General features: G+C 44.0%; 17 protein-coding genes and 1 pseudogene. 3 read left to right on the forward strand and 15 right to left on the reverse strand.

Features of this window, described 5'->3' with window-relative positions:
* Positions 1–3: 3 nt before the first annotated feature.
* From GMC92_RS06550 to GMC92_RS06565, 4 genes are read right to left on the reverse strand one after another with little or no spacing between them, the layout of a single operon-like run.
* On the reverse strand, positions 4–822 hold the full coding sequence (locus GMC92_RS06550) for a PTS system mannose/fructose/sorbose family transporter subunit IID (protein WP_045760097.1): 819 nt from the start codon (positions 820–822) through the stop codon (positions 4–6).
* The gene (locus GMC92_RS06555; protein ID WP_155200032.1) at positions 809–1,723 is read right to left on the reverse strand and encodes a PTS mannose/fructose/sorbose/N-acetylgalactosamine transporter subunit IIC; all 915 of its coding nucleotides are present in this window, start codon (positions 1,721–1,723) and stop codon (positions 809–811) included. Before GMC92_RS06555 ends, GMC92_RS06550 begins: the two co-directional genes overlap by 14 nt.
* A 26-nt stretch (positions 1,724–1,749) precedes the next feature.
* Positions 1,750–2,226, reverse strand: coding sequence for a PTS sugar transporter subunit IIB (locus tag GMC92_RS06560; protein ID WP_003009322.1), 477 nt, complete (start codon positions 2,224–2,226; stop codon positions 1,750–1,752).
* Positions 2,223–4,010 (reverse strand): glycoside hydrolase family 35 protein, encoded by a 1,788-nt coding sequence (locus tag GMC92_RS06565; RefSeq protein WP_155200033.1) that lies wholly within the window; start codon positions 4,008–4,010, stop codon positions 2,223–2,225. Before GMC92_RS06565 ends, GMC92_RS06560 begins: the two co-directional genes overlap by 4 nt.
* A 132-nt stretch (positions 4,011–4,142) precedes the next feature.
* Between GMC92_RS06565 and GMC92_RS06570 the strand changes: the two genes are divergently transcribed.
* Positions 4,143–4,859: a GntR family transcriptional regulator gene (locus tag GMC92_RS06570; protein ID WP_031572835.1), complete on the forward strand. Its 717-nt coding sequence runs from the start codon at positions 4,143–4,145 to the stop codon at positions 4,857–4,859.
* A gap of 338 nt (positions 4,860–5,197) precedes the next feature.
* Here the strand turns inward: GMC92_RS06570 and purB are convergent, their stop codons facing one another.
* The 6 genes from purB to purD all read right to left on the reverse strand — a co-directional run bounded on the left by purB (position 5,198) and on the right by purD (position 10,754).
* Positions 5,198–6,496, reverse strand: a complete 1,299-nt coding sequence (gene purB / locus GMC92_RS06580) for an adenylosuccinate lyase (protein WP_003009314.1) — start codon at positions 6,494–6,496, stop codon at positions 5,198–5,200.
* Between the two features lie 55 nt (positions 6,497–6,551).
* Positions 6,552–6,779 carry a hypothetical protein gene (locus tag GMC92_RS06585; protein ID WP_049483973.1) on the reverse strand — a complete coding sequence of 76 codons (228 nt, stop codon included), beginning with the start codon at positions 6,777–6,779 and terminating at the stop codon, positions 6,552–6,554.
* A gap of 8 nt (positions 6,780–6,787) precedes the next feature.
* Complete coding sequence (locus GMC92_RS06590; RefSeq protein WP_129824724.1) at positions 6,788–7,738, reverse strand: ketopantoate reductase family protein; 951 nt, start codon at positions 7,736–7,738, stop codon at positions 6,788–6,790.
* Complete coding sequence (gene purK, locus GMC92_RS06595; RefSeq protein ID WP_155200034.1) at positions 7,739–8,830, reverse strand: 5-(carboxyamino)imidazole ribonucleotide synthase; 1,092 nt, start codon at positions 8,828–8,830, stop codon at positions 7,739–7,741.
* Positions 8,817–9,308: a 5-(carboxyamino)imidazole ribonucleotide mutase gene (gene purE, locus GMC92_RS06600; protein ID WP_013904394.1), complete on the reverse strand. Its 492-nt coding sequence runs from the start codon at positions 9,306–9,308 to the stop codon at positions 8,817–8,819. The genes purK and purE overlap by 14 nt, the downstream gene beginning before the upstream one ends.
* A gap of 183 nt (positions 9,309–9,491) precedes the next feature.
* Positions 9,492–10,754: a phosphoribosylamine--glycine ligase gene (purD, locus tag GMC92_RS06605; RefSeq protein ID WP_155200035.1), complete on the reverse strand. Its 1,263-nt coding sequence runs from the start codon at positions 10,752–10,754 to the stop codon at positions 9,492–9,494.
* Positions 10,755–10,936: 182 nt separating this feature from the next.
* On the opposite strand from purD, the gene GMC92_RS06610 reads away from it, so the two are divergent.
* Positions 10,937–11,956, forward strand: a complete 1,020-nt coding sequence (locus tag GMC92_RS06610; protein WP_155200036.1) for a GBS Bsp-like repeat-containing protein — start codon at positions 10,937–10,939, stop codon at positions 11,954–11,956.
* Between the two features lie 54 nt (positions 11,957–12,010).
* Here GMC92_RS06610 and GMC92_RS10930 read toward each other — a convergent pair.
* Positions 12,011–12,085: pseudogene (locus GMC92_RS10930) on the reverse strand (IMP cyclohydrolase); the annotation flags it as partial.
* A 59-nt stretch (positions 12,086–12,144) separates the two neighbouring features.
* A complete protein-coding gene (locus tag GMC92_RS06615) occupies positions 12,145–12,654 on the reverse strand; it encodes an HXXEE domain-containing protein (protein WP_155200037.1) in 510 nt (169 codons plus the stop codon).
* Positions 12,655–12,821: 167 nt separating this feature from the next.
* Between GMC92_RS06615 and GMC92_RS06620 the strand changes: the two genes are divergently transcribed.
* On the forward strand, positions 12,822–13,364 hold the full coding sequence (locus tag GMC92_RS06620) for a TetR/AcrR family transcriptional regulator (protein WP_024055466.1): 543 nt from the start codon (positions 12,822–12,824) through the stop codon (positions 13,362–13,364).
* Between the two features lie 182 nt (positions 13,365–13,546).
* Here GMC92_RS06620 and purH read toward each other — a convergent pair whose 3' ends face one another.
* The 3 genes from purH to purM all read right to left on the reverse strand — a co-directional run bounded on the left by purH (position 13,547) and on the right by purM (position 16,747).
* Positions 13,547–15,094 (reverse strand): bifunctional phosphoribosylaminoimidazolecarboxamide formyltransferase/IMP cyclohydrolase, encoded by a 1,548-nt coding sequence (gene purH, locus GMC92_RS06625; protein ID WP_155200038.1) that lies wholly within the window; start codon positions 15,092–15,094, stop codon positions 13,547–13,549.
* 76 nt (positions 15,095–15,170) lie between these two features.
* Positions 15,171–15,725, reverse strand: coding sequence for a phosphoribosylglycinamide formyltransferase (gene purN, locus GMC92_RS06630; RefSeq protein WP_155200039.1), 555 nt, complete (start codon positions 15,723–15,725; stop codon positions 15,171–15,173).
* On the reverse strand, positions 15,725–16,747 hold the full coding sequence (gene purM / locus GMC92_RS06635) for a phosphoribosylformylglycinamidine cyclo-ligase (protein WP_155200040.1): 1,023 nt from the start codon (positions 16,745–16,747) through the stop codon (positions 15,725–15,727). Before purM ends, purN begins: the two co-directional genes overlap by 1 nt.
* Positions 16,748–16,943: the final 196 nt, after the last annotated feature.

Consider the following 16,943-nt stretch of genomic DNA (forward strand, 5'->3'; position numbering starts at 1 on the left):
CCATTATGCCATTCCAAAGAAGAAGTGGCCAAATGCTGAGAATGCGATTGCTGCAAGGATGATGAGCAAGATAGCTTTTGTAGAGTTCATACCCTTACGTCCAAGCAACCAGTAGATTACACCTGTGATGATAGCTGGTACCAAACGTGGGAAGATAAGGTTGAGCATATCTTGAATTTCAATCGCTTTGTCCCCAATGTGTGGAGTCCAAGAAACTTCAACACCAATCATGCTGGCAATCAAGGCACCAACCATGAAGATACCCAGAACGGCAGCTGCATCGATCAAAGCTGTCAAGGTACTTTGCATGTTGTTGATGAGGTTAACCCCTTCTTTATAGGCAAATTCCAATTGTTTCCAACGGAAAATGTCATAAGCAACTGCCACAGCGATCCACAAGAAGATACCGGCTGGGTTTCCTGCAACAGCCAAAGTTGCTGCGATTGAACCCATAATAGCTGGTACCAATGATCCAAAGATTGAGTCTCCAAGAGGAGCGAATGGTCCCATGAGACCTGTCTTGATCCCGTTCACTGCATCTTTTGATTTGACACCATCTTTTTCTTCCAAAGCAAGGTCAAAACCAGTGATAATGGTGTGGAAGAATGGTGAAGTGTTGAAGAATTGCGTATGCAATTTCATCATTTCTTTCAATTCTGGAGTGCCATCACCGTACATTTTACGCAACTGAGGTAAAAGCATATAAAGGTAACCAGAAGCCTGCATCCGTTCGTAGTTCCAACCCAATTGGAAGGTGAAGAGGCTACGTTTGTTGATTTGTTTAAAATCTTCTTTTGTTAGTTTGTAATTAGAATTCGTCATCTTCAATTTCCCCGCTTTCTGATTCAGTTACTGGAGCAGCTACGACTGTACGTTGACTGTTTTTGAAGTGTTGTACTGCAAGGAAGATACCGATGATGGCAACCCCAATCATAGATACACTCTTGAAGTTGTTAACAAAAGTAATAGCTTGTTCTTTTGGAAGTTTAGCGAACACTTCAGAACCAACAATGCTAGACACTGCAGCACCAAGGCTTTGAACATTGCTATAAAGCACTGTCAACATTGCTGTTAAGCCAAATCCAAGTGCTAAGTAGTGAAGGTTACGACGAACAGGAAGGTAACGAAGCAAGATCGCAAATCCAAGACCTGGAAGCATTTGACCTGCAAGTTTCAGACCGTTTGCCAACCATTGTACATTAGCAAGACCTGTAACAACAGTTTCTACGAAAGCTCCACCAAAAGCAAGAGCAAAGAAGACCGGAAGGGCACGAGAAAGAGCCCAAGGAATCGCTCCAAGAAGGTAGTTGCGTTCGATACCTTTGTAGTCAAAGCGGTCGATTGCAGCATCTACACGGTGAGCGAAGTAAGTTGTAGTCATACGACCAAGAATATCAAAGTAGGTCAACAAAGTTGCTACCGGCACAGCGATTGTAGCAATAGCAATCTCTGGATCAATCCCTTTTGCTACTGAGAAGGCAGTCGCAAGAACGGCACCAGATGTTGCGTCAATACGAGAAGCTCCACCGAAAGTACCTACACCGAGCACTGTCAATTGAAGAGAAGCTCCGATAAAGAGACCTGTCTTTAAATCCCCCATGACAAGTCCTGTAATGAAACCAGCAAAGACTGGTGATCCTGCTGATGAAACAATCGTCAACTCATCACAGATTTGATAAGCTGAGTACAAAGTAAGTAGTAAAATTTGCCACCATTGTATCATGACAATTTCCTCCTAAAAATTTTCTTTTACTTTAATAACTTCATAAAGTCTTCTGCAGTGTCGTTTGGCACCATCTGAGACGTAATCTTTACACCTTTTTCGTGGATCTTGTTGAAGTCTTCCACATCCGCGTCCACCACATTGATCGAGCGGGTAATCGCACGTGTCTCATCAGATTGAGACATATTGCCGACATTCAGCGTTTCAAGCTGAACGCCTGCTTCGATCAAACGAAGGAAACGATCAGGTTTGCGAGCTACGATAAAGAGTCGTTGACTATCATATTTTCCAGCCAAGATATTTTCCGCAGCCTTTGCGACTGGCAAGATACTGAGCTTAACACCAGGTGGTGTCGCTAGTTTCAAGCCACTTTTTTCGATATCATTTTGAGCGACTTCATCATCGATCACCATGATACGTGAAACATTTAGTTTGGTAGTCCAAAGATTGGCTACCTGCCCGTGGATCAAACGTCCATCGATACGGCATCCTACAATAGTCATAAATTTTCCCCCTTTACTTCTTTGAATGTAGGTTGTTGAACAAGTTCAAGTGTCTCTTGGTAACGCCCTTCTGTCTCAAAGACGATCAGGCTATTGGCTCCTTCTTTGAGGAAACCATGAGGCACGTAAAGTGAAGTGGTCGGTCCGACCTCCCAGAAGCGGCCAAGGTTGTGGCCGTTGACAAAGACGACCCCTTTCCCAAATCCTGTCATATCCAGATAAGTGTCAAGGGTGTGATCCAGCTGAAAATCATATCGGTAAAAGGCTGGAGCACCTGCCTGCCATTCCTTTGAAAAATCGAGCTGACTGAGATCTTGTAAATCCAGTGGGTACTGCTTCCAATGAAGGTGGAAATGCAAATCCACACAGACACCTGTGCGAATGCCCTTGTGCTGGCTATCAGCTAAGAGCTTGTGCCCGTAGTTGACACGTCCCATATTCTCAAGCAAGATTTTTAAATTCGTAACCGCTTTCTTTTTTCCTTTGATAAAAAGATCTTCACCGATCTCTGTTTGGTATTGTGTTGCTACATGTTGATCATCCAGGTAAATCTGTACCCGATCCCGACCATCAATGATGCGCAATTTTTCTTCTTCCGCATCCAACTCAAGGTCTGTCTCATATAGGAGATAACCTGTGGTTTGCCCCAACCCTTCCATCTTTTCCGGATAGAGACTGGTTTTGACCTGAGCCAGATTGTCCAGATTCCCAAAAAGACTAGTCTTGGCTACCAATTGCAAGGTTTGCTCTGGCAAACACTCTTTGATGAGCGGTTCCTGCTGTGGGTATTCCGGATAATAGGTCGCCATCATTTTTTGAATAGCATAATACTTCTCTGTCGGATTGCCCTGCTCATTGAGCAAAGCCCCATAGTCATAGGATGTCACCTGTGGCAAATCGAGCGTTCCCCGAGCTGAGCAACCATTCATGAAGCCGAAATTGGTTCCGCCATGAAACATATAGAGATTGATGGAGCCGAGCTCCAAGACCTCATGGACAGCTTCTGCCAACTCCTCTGGGTCCCTTTGAATCACGGGTTCCTTCCAGCGGGTAAACCAGCCATCCCAGAATTCCATACACATCAAGGGCCATTTCTTGCCGTATTCGTCAAAGAATTCTTTCATCTGACCAAAGTTATAGGCTGCTTTGGAACCGAAGTTTCCTGTCACGAAGAGGTCTTCTTCGATCAAGGTTCCTGCTCTTAGCGTTGCTCGCCATGGACCATCTGATGTAAAGAGAGGACAGGTCACGCCTTTTCCCTTCATCAAATCCCGAATGGCACGAAGATAATCCTTATCTTCTCCATAAGAGCCGTACTCATTTTCCACCTGCATCATAAGGATTGGACCACCCCGATCCACTTGGTAGGGTGTCAACAACCCAAGCAAGCGATCATAATAACGATCCACCGCTTCGATAAAGGCTGGGTCTGATGAGCGGATTCGCAGGTCTTCTTCTAAGAGCCAGGCTGGCAATCCACCAAATTCCCACTCTGCACAGATAAAGGGCGACGGCCTTACAATCATGTAAAGTCCTAGGGACTGGGCTGTTTGAATGAAACGCTCTAGATCCAATCGGCCACTAAAGTCAAACTGCCCTTTGCGGGGTTCATGCGCATTCCAAGGAACATAGGTCTCAACCGTGTTGAACCCCAATGCCTTTAGATTATACAAGGAATGATACCAGTCTGCTGGGTCAATTCGGAAATAATGGATCGCTCCGGATAAAATCTTGAAGGGTTGATCTTTTAAATAGAAAGCATCGCGAATCTCAAAAACTCCCATAAACGCCCCCCTTTCTTATATGTAACCCTTTTCATTTATTAATATAATAAATTATTTAAAAAATGTCAACACTTTTATAAAAAATATGTTAAAATAGGGTTAAATAAGAGAAATCTAAAGAGAGGTAGCACTATGGCAATTCCAAAGTACCAACACATCAAAGATGAATTGAAGCAGCAAATTATCTCCGGAAAATTTGAAAATGGAGATAAATTTTATACTGAAGCTGAACTCATTAAAATTTATGATGTCAGCTCTATCACCGTTGTCCGTGCTTTGAACGACCTCGCTGCTGATGGCTACATTGTCCGTCAGCAAGGAAAAGGAACCTTTGTTTCTCGTGCTCGAAAACACAAACTGGTTGAATTTTCAGATGTTGAGACCTTCCCAATCCAAAAGGCCAAAGTCAAAGTTCTCTCTATTAAACGTGGAAATACCTTAAGCATCCTAGACAAACTAGGCCTCAACCCAACGCAATTCTACTATAAGATCGAACGGACTCGCCAGACAGGGGATGATACTTATATCTTCCACCAAACCTATATTCCTGAACAATATATCAATCCAAACTATCCAAATTTGGAATACTACAGCTCTATCTATGATCGCTTCAAAGAAGACTACCACATTCATATGAATGACGAGCACTTCGAAGAAGTCAACGAAATCGTCTTTCCTACACCAAGCAAGGTTGCTAAAGTATTGAAGATCGATGAAAATTTCCCAACAGTCAAACAAGTGAAGACGACCAAGCTAGAAGCGACTGGCCAAATCCTTGAATACACGGAAACCTATAAACGCGGTGACTACTACAAGATCAAGTTCATCTCCTGTGACCGCGATCACTAAGAACCAAAAAGACTGAGACATCTCGGTCTTTTTTATAGCTCCAGTATAGCATGTTGAAAACGATTTCTAAAGACCACTTTAAAAATATATATAATTAGTGATAGTTTAGCTATAAAAAGTTTAAAAAGAGAGTGGGACAGAAATCGGTAATTCGTTAGAATTCGATTTCGTCGTCCAACCTCCGCACAGTTGAGTAGGGCTGTAAAAGCTGATGAAATCAGCGTAGTAGAGCCCGCTCAACCACTGCGTCTTGCTCGACAATCCAAAAATAATTGAGAGGCTAGGACTTTTGTCCCAGCCTCTTTCGTCTATTTTTCAAATTCCCTTTTTCGTTGCGATTAGTCACCCAAACCGATGCGTTCGAAGATTTCATCCACCCGTTTGGTGTAGTAAGTTGGGTTGAAGATTTCGTCGATCTCTTCTTGAGTGAGGCGTGAAGTCACTTCTGGATCTGCTTCGAGAAGTGGTTTGAAGTCGACTTGGTTATCCCATGATTGGGCAGTCTTCGGTTGAACAAGGTCGTAAGCTTGCTCACGTGTCATGCCTTTTTCAATCAAAGTCAACATGGCACGTTGGCTGAAGATCAAACCAAATGTAGAGTTCATGTTGCGGATCATGTTTTCTGGGAAGACAGTCAAGTTCTTAACGATGTTTCCGAAACGGTTGAGCATGTAGTCAATCAAGATGGTTGTGTCTGGTGCGATGATCCGCTCAGCTGATGAGTGAGAGATATCACGCTCATGCCAGAGTGACACATTTTCATAAGCTGTGACCATGTGGCCACGGATCACACGCGCAAGACCTGTCATGTTTTCAGAACCGATCGGGTTGCGCTTGTGAGGCATTGCTGAAGATCCTTTTTGACCTTTGGCAAAGAATTCTTCCACTTCACGTTGTTCAGATTTTTGAAGACCACGGATTTCAGTCGCCATCCGCTCGATAGAAGTTGCGATGCTAGCAAGAACTGCAAAGTACTCAGCGTGAAGGTCACGAGGAAGGACCTGTGTAGAGATTTCTTGAGCACGGATACCCAATTTGTCGCAGACGTATTTTTCAACGAATGGTGGAATGTTGGCAAAGTTACCAACCGCACCAGAAATCTTACCAGCTTCCACACCAGCAGCCGCATGCTCGAAACGCTCGATGTTGCGCTTCATTTCGCTGTACCAAGTCGCCAATTTCAGACCAAAAGTTGTAGGCTCAGCGTGCACACCGTGGGTACGACCCATCATGATAGTGAACTTGTGTTCTTTCGCTTTGTCAGCGATGATGTTGAGGAAGTTTTCAAGATCCTTGCGGATGATGTCGTTGGCTTGTTTGTAGAGGTAACCATAGGCCGTATCGACCACGTCAGTAGATGTCAACCCATAGTGAACCCACTTACGTTCTTCACCAAGCGTTTCAGAAACCGCACGTGTGAAGGCAACCACATCGTGACGAGTCTGTTGCTCGATTTCAAGAATACGGTCGATGTCAAAGTCTGCTTTTTCACGAATCAAAGCCACATCTTCCTTAGGGATTTCTCCCAATTCAGCCCATGCCTCGTCAGCCAAGATTTCCACCTCAAGCCAAGCACGGTATTTATTTTCTTCAGTCCAAATGTTCGCCATTTCTGGGCGAGAGTATCGTTCGATCATGTTTTTATTTTCCTTTCTTTTGATGTTTCACATCAGTTAGCAACCAATAGTCATTTTATTCAAATTCTTCTTTCCCGATCCACACTGACGGATAGTGATCGAGTGTATTCAAATCCGTATCTAGAGGCAGATCATAGATGGCTAAATAGTTTTCAGGGTATTGAGAAGTCAGCTCTTCATACTTAGCTTTCACTTTTTCGTGATCGCTACTAGCATATAAGACTTCGACGACTGCTCCAGTTTTCTCTTTTTCAACAAAAGCATTGACAATGAGTTGAATCATAAAACCTCCTAAAGCGAAATGCCCTTCATATTTGCTTCCAGAATAGGCATCTTGACACCTAACTCTTGACCAGTATGATAAACACTTTGACAACAATAGAAGATGTCCTGTTTATCATTGTGCAAAGTCATAATTTTTCGAGTCAGCTCATTTTTCGCAAACATGACTTTCATGGCTTTGCCTGCTATCCAAGCCGGAATTTTGTAGGGTAAGAGTTCTGCCTTATAAAGCTTCAAATTCACGCCACGCGCTTCTACGACTTTCAAGGCTTCTCGAATGGCCTTGATAGCCAATGACAATTCCGAAGAACTATTCATCAAGTTCAAAGCCAGTTCTTCTGGGTTTTCCAGATTTCCCGAACGCGCAGCCGTCGAAGTGACACCCGCATTAATCGCCATGTGAATCCAAATCCACTCAACCATATCATGAGGCACTTCCCACTTCAAATCTGCAGAAGTCAGCAAAGTTGTCAGATCAGCATAGTTAGAAATGTGTGCTTTGTGTTCACCTTCTAACATTAAATGGTCAAACAAGACACCATCCAAATGATCCTCTTGCATGTGACCGCCCGCTGTCGGAAAGGCCAGAATATAGTCGTAATCTCCTGCCCACTCTTGGACCTCTTTTCGAGTATCCCAGAAATTACAGAAGAAAACAAGAGTGCCTTTGATATGATTTTTTCGTAAGGTTTCCACAGCTTCTTTGACAAACCCATGACGCACACTGAGAAAAATAAAATCATATTCCGAATCAGCTTCCGCCACATGAACCTCATAGGTGTCGTGTTTGTTTTCACCTTTGGAATGATAGCGACCATCTAGTAGATCAACCGACAACTCCTTCGGAGCAGTGCTTTTCTTACTATCTCTCAGTACGTGTTCCACTTGATGGCCTGCTTTTTGAAAGGCATAGGCATAAGTGGTCCCGATGACTCCAAGTCCTAAAATCGCTATTTTCACTTAAAAATCAATCCCTTTCCCAAACTCTTCAACCTCGTCTGGCACATCACTAAACAAAGTCACATGTCCCATCTTGCGATTGTGCTTTGCTTCTAGTTTACCATACATGTGGAGGTGGGCGCTTGGATTTTCTGTCACATATGTTTCAGCAGCTTCGACGTGTTGGCCGAGAACATTGAGCATGACAGCAGGGGCATGAAGGTGGATTGCTGGAAGCGGTGCTCCTAGAACACCCAAAATATGGGTGTCAAACTGAGAGAAATCGCAGGCTTCGATTGAGTAGTGTCCTGAATTGTGTGGGCGAGGCGCAATTTCGTTGACAATGATGTCATCAGCTGTCGCAAACATTTCCACGCAAAGAGTTCCAGAAAGGTTCAGTTGTTCTGCGATTCGCACTGCCATGGCTTTGGCTTTTTCAGCTAGACTTTCTGAAATGCGAGCAGGCACAATGGTTTTTGAAAGAATGTTGTTGCGGTGGATATTTTCCTGAACTGGGAAAACTGTCACGTCCTTGCCATTACCAGACACAATGACTGAAATTTCAAGATCAAAGTTGACAAATTCTTCCAAGACACAGTCTGCCGAGTCAGCTAGCGCATAGGCTTCTTCCAAATCTTCTTCTGAACGAATGACCTTCTGACCATGGCCATCGTAACCACCGGTCGCCGTCTTGAGAACATAGTTTTTCGAGAGGTCGATATCTGACAAGTCTTTGCTTGAGGTCACGACCTTGTAAGGAGCCACAGTGACTTGTGCCTTCTTGGAAAGAAAGTCCTTCTCAAAAATGCGGTTTTGGGAAATGCGAAGCAGGTCGGTCCCTTGTGGGAGTTGTCCATCTTTGATAACGGCATCCAAACCATCAGCATCCACATTTTCAAATTCATAAGTGAGAACATCACAGCGATCTGCCAACTGACGAAGGGCATCCACGTCGTCGTAAGGAGCCACGATGATTTCCGCCACACGGGAGGCCGGGCAATCAGCTGCTGGATCCAAGGCGATAACCTTGTGCCCCATGTAGATAGCTGATATCGCCATCATCTGACCGAGCTGGCCACCACCGATGATGCCAATGGTTTTAGTTGAGCTCATTTGTAGACTCCTCTGCGATTTTTCCTTGTTCTTCTGCGAAATCTGCTAACGCTGTCGCAATAGCCTGATCCTCTACTGAAAGGAGACGGAGGGCAAAGAGGGCCGCGTTGGTCGCACCAGCTTCACCGATTGCCATGGTTGCGACAGGTACCCCACCTGGCATCTGAACGATGGAATAGAGCGAATCTACACCGCTAAGAGCACGTGATTTGACGGGTACGCCGATAACTGGAAGAGTTGTTTTAGCAGCAACCATCCCTGGCAAGTGAGCTGCGCCACCTGCACCCGCGATGATGACCTTGATGCCACGGCTACGTGCTTCTTCGGCATGTTTGAACATGAGGTCGGGCGTCCGATGGGCGGAAACAACTTTCTTTTCGTAAGCGACACCGAAGTTGTCGAGGACTTCAGCTGCTTTTTGCATGGTTGCCCAGTCGGATTTTGAGCCCATGATAATGGAAATTACTGGTTTAGTCATAATTTTTCCTTTTTCTTTTTTTGATAATTGTCTTAGGTGGTGGGGACGGAAGCAAACCTTCGGTTTCATTCCTAAACTTTGAGCCTAAGGTCTCAAAGTTTCCCCCGACCAGAACAGATGCTGTTCTGGTCTTTTCACCACGGTGACCATTATCGGGTTTAGCGACTTCATCGCTTTTAAAATTTATTTATTCGCCTTACTACCAATGTCATTTCGATAGAACAGGCCTTCTGTGTTTTGTTTGTTGAGTTCGTTGTAAATAATATTTTGGCCGTCTTTGACGGTGTCTGCTGTTGTGACGAGCATGTAGACACGTCCGCCGTTTGAGAGGAGGTCTTGGCCATTTTCAGCAAATTTAGCTCCAGCATAGTAAGTGATGATGTCGCCTTCTGTCTTGGTAGGAAGCTTGACACCTTTCTCATAAGCGAGCGGGTAGCCGTTTGATGCGACAACCACGCCCAGTGTCACACCCTTGTCCGTCCAAGTGATGGCTGGCTCTTTGCCATCCAAAATATCAGTAATATTTTGCGCAAAGTCAGATGTCAAACGAGGCAAGATGATTTGCGTTTCAGGATCACCAAAACGTGAGTTAAACTCGATGACTTTAGGGCCGTCAGCTGTCAAGATAAGTCCCGCGTAAAGGATACCAAGGTACGGACGGCCTTCTTTAATCATACCTTCAAGAACCGGCTTGACAATGGTGTCAACCGCTGTGTCAACCACGCTCTGTGGCAAGTGAGGAACCGGAGCATAGGCACCCATTCCGCCAGTGTTAGGGCCCTTGTCACCATCGTAGGCACGTTTGTGGTCCTGAGCCGTTGGCATGATATAGAACTTGTCCCCATTGACAAAGGCAAAGAGAGAGAACTCTTCCCCGTCAAGGAATTCCTCGATGACCACACGCGCACCTGAGTCACCGAATTTATTGTCCAAAAGCATATCGTGAGCAGCTTCGACGGCTTGCTCCACTGTCTCCGCAATGACGACACCTTTCCCAAGGGCCAAACCGTCTGCCTTGACCACTATTGGAGCGCCTTTTTCTTCGATGTAGGCCTTGGCTTCCTCGAAATCTGAAAAGGTGCCATAAGCTGCTGTCGGAACGTCGTATTTGACCATGATTTCCTTAGCGAAATCCTTAGACCACTCCAGCTCAGCCGCAGCCTTGGTCGGACCAAAAGCCTTTAGACCAGCTACATTGAAATCATTCACGATTCCAGCTGCAAGGGCATCATCTGGACCAATAAAGGTCCAAGCAATATCGTTGACTTTTGCGAAATCAATCAGCTTAGAATGTTCGGAAATTCCAATATTGATCAAATCCAGACCATCTAATCGCATCCCGTCATTACCAGGAGCCACAAAAACCTGCTCAACGTTTGTAGACTCCAACAATTTCTTGGCAATCGCATGCTCACGACCGCCAGATCCAACAACCAAAAGTTTCATCTTGAACCTCTTTTGCGAATTATTTTATTAAATTATATCATAATCGTTCGTTTTATTCTAATGATTTCAGCAAAAGTCTCCTATTTTCAGTAGAATCCAAACATTTTTTGCTATTTTCTCCTATTTCTCATTTTTTTCCGAATAGTATAGGTGAGACCTACTAATTGACGAAAAGGAGTATTATGCAAACGATCAAAAAATTTCTCGTACTGACTTGTGCGACATGGGGGATGCAAGCCTCTATTGCTCATGCAGATCAAGCGACCAATGCTATCTATGCCGAAAAAGGGCAGCTGGTAATTCATCTTGGAAACGTCCCAGATAGGTACCAAAAGATTCAAGTTCCCGTCTGGTCTGACCAAAATGGCCAAGATGACCTGATTTGGTATCCTGTGGAACGCAGTGACAAAGGATTTAACCTACAAGTGCCATTGACCAACCATTCTGATCAAGCTGGACTTTATCATGTCCATGTCTATGGGGTGGAGGCAAATGAGCAACTAACCGGCCTCTACCCTCTCACGACCAGCGTCCAGCAAAAAGACCTGGCTTCCTCCCAGCCCAAGATCACGATCACACCCATCTCCTCACAAGAATTCGAGATAGACCTGAAGTTATTCGAGGATGTAGAGGAGATTGTTTTCCCGATCTGGTCTGAAGAAAATGGGCAGGATGATCTGGTCTGGTATCCAGCAAAGAAGGTCGCACCCGGACACTTCCAACTGCGCTTTCAAGCTCAAAAACACAAGGGAAGCGGGCTATTTCACCTACACGTCTATCAGAAAAGTCAGGGACAATTAAAAGGGCTATTCCCCACTACCTTTCAAGTAGAAAAGGCAAAACCAAAGCTCACGCCACTCGCGACACACCCGGGAAACACCTATCCGATCGGTGAATGTACCTGGGGAGCCAAAGAATTAGCCCCTTGGGCCCACAACTGGTGGGGAAACGGTGGCATGTGGGCAGTTAGTGCACGCGCTGCGGGATTCCGGACTGGAAACAGCCCAGAGGTCGGTGCCATCGCCTGTTGGGACAATGGAGGATATGGCCACGTCGCTCTTGTAACAGATGTCGAACACGACCAAAAAATTCAGATCCAAGAGGCCAATTACAACGGCCATCGCTATATCGACAACTTCCGCGGTTGGTTCGACCCGACCAATCCCGTCTGGGGAACAGTCACCTATATCTATCCCGATTAAGGTCTTCATGACCAGCAGAAAAGGCACCCATCCATTGATGCGTGCCGTTTTTGATTAATGACGGAAGTGACGAACCCCTGTAAAGATCATGGTCAAGCCGTATTTATTCGCAGCTTCGATTGACTCTTGGCTGCTCATTAACCAGTTATATCAGAAAGGTTAAAAAGTAGCTCTCATTTAATCGTTTTTCATTTCGCGTATTTTTCTAGATGTGTTTGAATTTTTGGCATGATGAGATGCATGATTTTAAGATTTGTAAAAGCTATTACCATGGCCAATAAAAGATAGACAACGACTGATAACAAAGAACTGTCAGAAGGCCAATAGTGGGAAACAATCATTAGAACCATTGGCAATTCTAGGGTTCCCGTGACGACTCCAGGAACATAGCCCCTAAATTGCAGGCACATGATATAATGGATTATAAAATGAGCTGTATAAGCTATTACAAAAGATAAATAGAGTAAACTGTTGTGAGTTATTTGGCAGAATCCAGAAATAAACACCAGGATGATAAATTCTTCGAACACACCTACTGTAAAAGCGGAACCTTGCGTAACGGAACCAAAGAACGGCTTCTTAAAAGTTTCTAACTTTTGATGATGTCGTGTTTTCCACAAGGGCATAAAAATTATTTCTTCAAAATCATGTAAAATAAATAAAATAGGCAGCATCCAAACATTAAAAAGAATGTTCATATCTTTACCTCCTTAATAACAACTAACAATTGTACAATGTTAAGAATAAATGATAATCATATATCACGCGCAACACTTTTAGTATAAAGATAAAGTGTTACAAAAACAAGGGGTTAAGAGAAATTGGCACAGTTTGACCAAAAGTGTGACAGGAAAGGAAAAATACCATGGAATATCAAACGCGACAATGGCTGGAGGAAGCCTTGTTCGATTTATTAGCAACTAAGAAGTCTCTCCAAAATATCAGCATTGCTGAACTCAGCGAGCATGCTCAGATTGCCAGACGAACATTTTATCGTTATTACCATTCAAAAGAGGAAGTTCTTACGAACTATTTAGACCGCTTAATCCAATACTATATTATCGAACTTCAAACAGCAAAACTGACTAATTTTGAAGATTTAGTGAACCTTTTCTTTCAGTATTGGAGCCAGTACACTGAGCCATTAAAAATTTTGCAAGACGCAAACTTACTCGTGCTTATCTTGCAAAGGTCTTACGATAAGCTTCCTGCTACTTATACCACTGTCATGGCACCTTGGCACATCACAAATAGTGATCAAAGACAAATCAACTATGATATTAGATTCATTACCGGCGGTCTCTACAATATTTTTGATGAATGGTTAAAAGGAGATTATAAAGCCATGCCTATTAACGAGCTAGTCACAACAACCTTAAACACCATAAAACGTATAAAAAATAGCTAAGTGAGAAACTGAGTTTTTCGAGATTAGTCATGAACAGCTCTAACAAATCATTTTAATAATTTCTAACACTAAAATGCTTATTGTTTTAGACATACAAAAAGAGAAGACAACTTACGTCTTCTCTTTTTGTTAGCGATAAATCAGTCATCATAATTGATAATGAGCTAATTTTTAAATACCCATTAATGTCTAAAATGTCTTACCCCTGTAAATATCATGGTCAAGCCATATTTATCAGCCGCTTCGATTGACTCTTGGTCACGGACGGAGCCACCCGGTTGGATGATGGCCTTGATACCTGCTTTAGCAATTTCTTCCACGTTATCCGCAAATGGGAAGAAGGCATCTGAAGCAAGAACAGCGCCGTCAAGACGGTCTTTAGCTTGGTCAATGGCGATACGGACGGAAGCCACACGGTTAGTTTGACCTGGGCCAACACCAAGTGTCATGTGGTCATTAGTCACGATGATCCCATTTGATTTGACGTACTTGATAGCTTTCCAAGCAAACTCAAGAGCTGTCGCTTCTGTTTCAGTTGGTTGGCGTTTCGTCACCACTTGCCAGTCAGCTGGGCTTTCTTTGACGACGTCTTGGTTTTGAACGAGGAGACCACCAACAACACCAGTGTATTCTGCTTCCACTTCGCTAGCATCTTGAGCATCAAAAGGCAATTCAAGAATCCGCAAGTTTTTCTTCTTAGTTGTCAAGATTTCAAGCGCTTCGTCTGTATAGCTTGGTGCAATGATGATTTCAAGGAAAACACCATGCATTTTTTGAGCTGTCGCAGCGTCCACCTCACGGTTGAGAACGACGATCCCACCAAAGATGGATACTGGGTCAGACTCATAAGCGTAGTCCCAAGCAGTTTCGATGTCGTCAGCTTGACCAATCCCACATGGGTTCATGTGTTTAAGAGCCACAACGGTTGGACGGTCTTTGAAATCACGGATGATACGGATAGCGGCATCCGCGTCACGGATATTGTTGAAGGACAATTCTTTCCCGTTGAGCTGTTTCGCTGAAGCGATGGAATAATCCGTTGGCAAAGCTTTTTGGTAGAAGTCTGCATCTTGTTGAGGATTTTCACCGTAACGCATTGGTTGCTTAAGGTCATACGTCAAAGTGAGTTTTTCAGGTTTACTTTCACCCACTTGAGCTGTGAAGTACTCTGCAATCAAAGCGTCGTATGAAGCTGTGTGGCGGAAAACCTTAGCTGCCAAGCGTTGGCGAGTTTCGTAACTTGTTTCGCCTTTGGCTGCCAATTCGTCAAGCACAACAGCATAGTCAGCAGGGTCTACCACAACTGTTACGCTAGCGTGGTTTTTTGCTGCTGAACGAAGCATAGATGGCCCACCGATATCGATGTTTTCCACCGCGTCAGCGTAAGTCACGTCTGATTTGAGGATGGTTTCCTTGAATGGGTAAAGATTGACCACAACAAGGTCGATCAGTTCGATCTGATTATCCTTAGCAGCCTCTAGGTGGCTATCGAGGTCACGACGAGCGAGGAGACCCCCATGGATATTTGGGTGGAGGGTCTTCACACGACCGTCCATCATTTCTGGAAAACCAGTCACATCATCGATAGCAATGGTATCCACCCCAGCATTGTCAAGGGCAACCTTGGTCCCACCTGTCGAGATGATATCCCAACCAAGTTTTTTTAGTTCTTGGGCAAATTCAACAATGCCCGCTTTATCTGAGACTGAAATAAGTGCTCGTTTTGTCATTTTTCTTTCTTTTCCTTTTTTAAAAAAGTTCTTCATCTGCTACAGTCGAAAATGTTCTTTCCGATCAATGGCTTCCTTATTTTCGTGCAACGCCCAAACGTTCCAACACTTCTGGATAGAGCTTGTACTCTGTTTCATGGATGCGAGTCTCGAAAGCGTCAAGGGTATCCCCTTCAAGACGTGGCACACGGACTTGTTTGATAACCTTACCAGTGTCCACACCAGAATCCACCCAGTGAATGGTCACGCCGCTCTCAGCAGCACCTGCTTTCCAAGCATCTTCAATACCATGAGCCCCTGGAAATTCTGGAAGATAAGCCGGGTGAATATTGATGATACGGCCTTCATAAGCTGCTAGCAAGGTTGGGCCAACGATTTTCATATAGCCCGCCAAACAAACCAAGTCAATCTGGTGCTCTTCCAAGAGGTGAACAATAGCTTCTTCATAAGCTACTTTATTATCAAATTCCTTGAGTTCAAAGGCATGGCTCACCACACCAAGGTTTTTGGCACGTTCTAAGACATAGGCATCACGGTGATCGGAAAAGACAAATTCTACCGGAAATTGTTCCGCAATCACCTGAAAGTTTGAGCCGTTGCCAGAGGCAAAAACAGCAATCCTTTTAGTCATTATTTAATCACCACACTTGCGCTATCTTTCTTCACAATACGACCGATTTCATAAACAGGTTCGTCAAGAAGTTCTTTGACACGCTCCACATGTTCTGGTTTTACCGCAAGCATGAGACCAATCCCCATGTTGAAGATTTCAAACATTTCTTCATGTTTGATTTCTCCATATTTTTCAAGGGCTTTGAAAATTGGAAGAACTGGCACTTTGCTTTCATCAATTTCAGCAGCCAAGTCATCCGCGAACATACGAGGCACATTTTCGATGAAACCACCACCTGTGATGTGGGCAATTCCATTCACCAATCCTTCTTTGATGAGTGGCAAAGCCGCTTTGACGTAGATACAAGTTGGCTCCAAAAGAACGTCTTTAAGTTTTTTGCCTTCCAATTCTGGGAGAACTTCTTCACCTGTGTAATCCGCAAAGACACGACGAACAAGTGAATAACCATTTGAGTGGATACCGCTTGAAGCAAGTCCAAGAATCACATCCCCTACTGCCACTTTTGAACCGTCAATGATTTGAGATTTTTCTGCAACACCGACTGCAAAACCAGCCAAGTCATAGTCGTCTTCACCATACATACCAGGCATTTCAGCCGTTTCACCACCAATGAGGGCTGCACCAGCTTGTACACAACCTTCTGCCACACCTGCAACAACTTGTTCTAGTTTGGCTGGTTCATTTTTACCAGTTGCGATATAGTCTAGGAAGTAAAGGGGCTCAGCACCTGCAGCGATGATATCGTTAACACACATAGCAACACAGTCTTGACCGATGGTATCGTGTTTGTCGTACTTAATAGCCAGCATCAGCTTAGTACCAACACCATCTGTACCTGAGATCAAAACAGGCTCTTTGACACCTGTTTTTGAAAGATCAAACATGCCACCGAAACCACCAAGAGCTCCCATGACACCAGCACGTTCCGTACGAGCAACGTGTTTTTTGATCCGTTCAACAACTTCATAACCCGCTTCAACATCCACACCAGATTGAGCGTATGCATTCTTATTTGTCATTTTTTAATCCTTTTCTTTTTTTGAGAAAGAGTGCGACGTATTTTTAGATAAACAATTATTTTATCTAAAAATACTAGTCAGGTCTCTAGCTTTGGTCCCATAGGGCAAAGCGTCTACTGACAAATGCTTTAGCTTTTAGTCAGTAGTGAGACGTGGAACATAAGCATTTTTATTTGTCATTTGTTTCATTCCTTTT

This window comes from Streptococcus parasanguinis (assembly GCF_009717775.1).
Classification (GTDB): Bacteria; Bacillota; Bacilli; order Lactobacillales; family Streptococcaceae; genus Streptococcus; species Streptococcus parasanguinis_AG.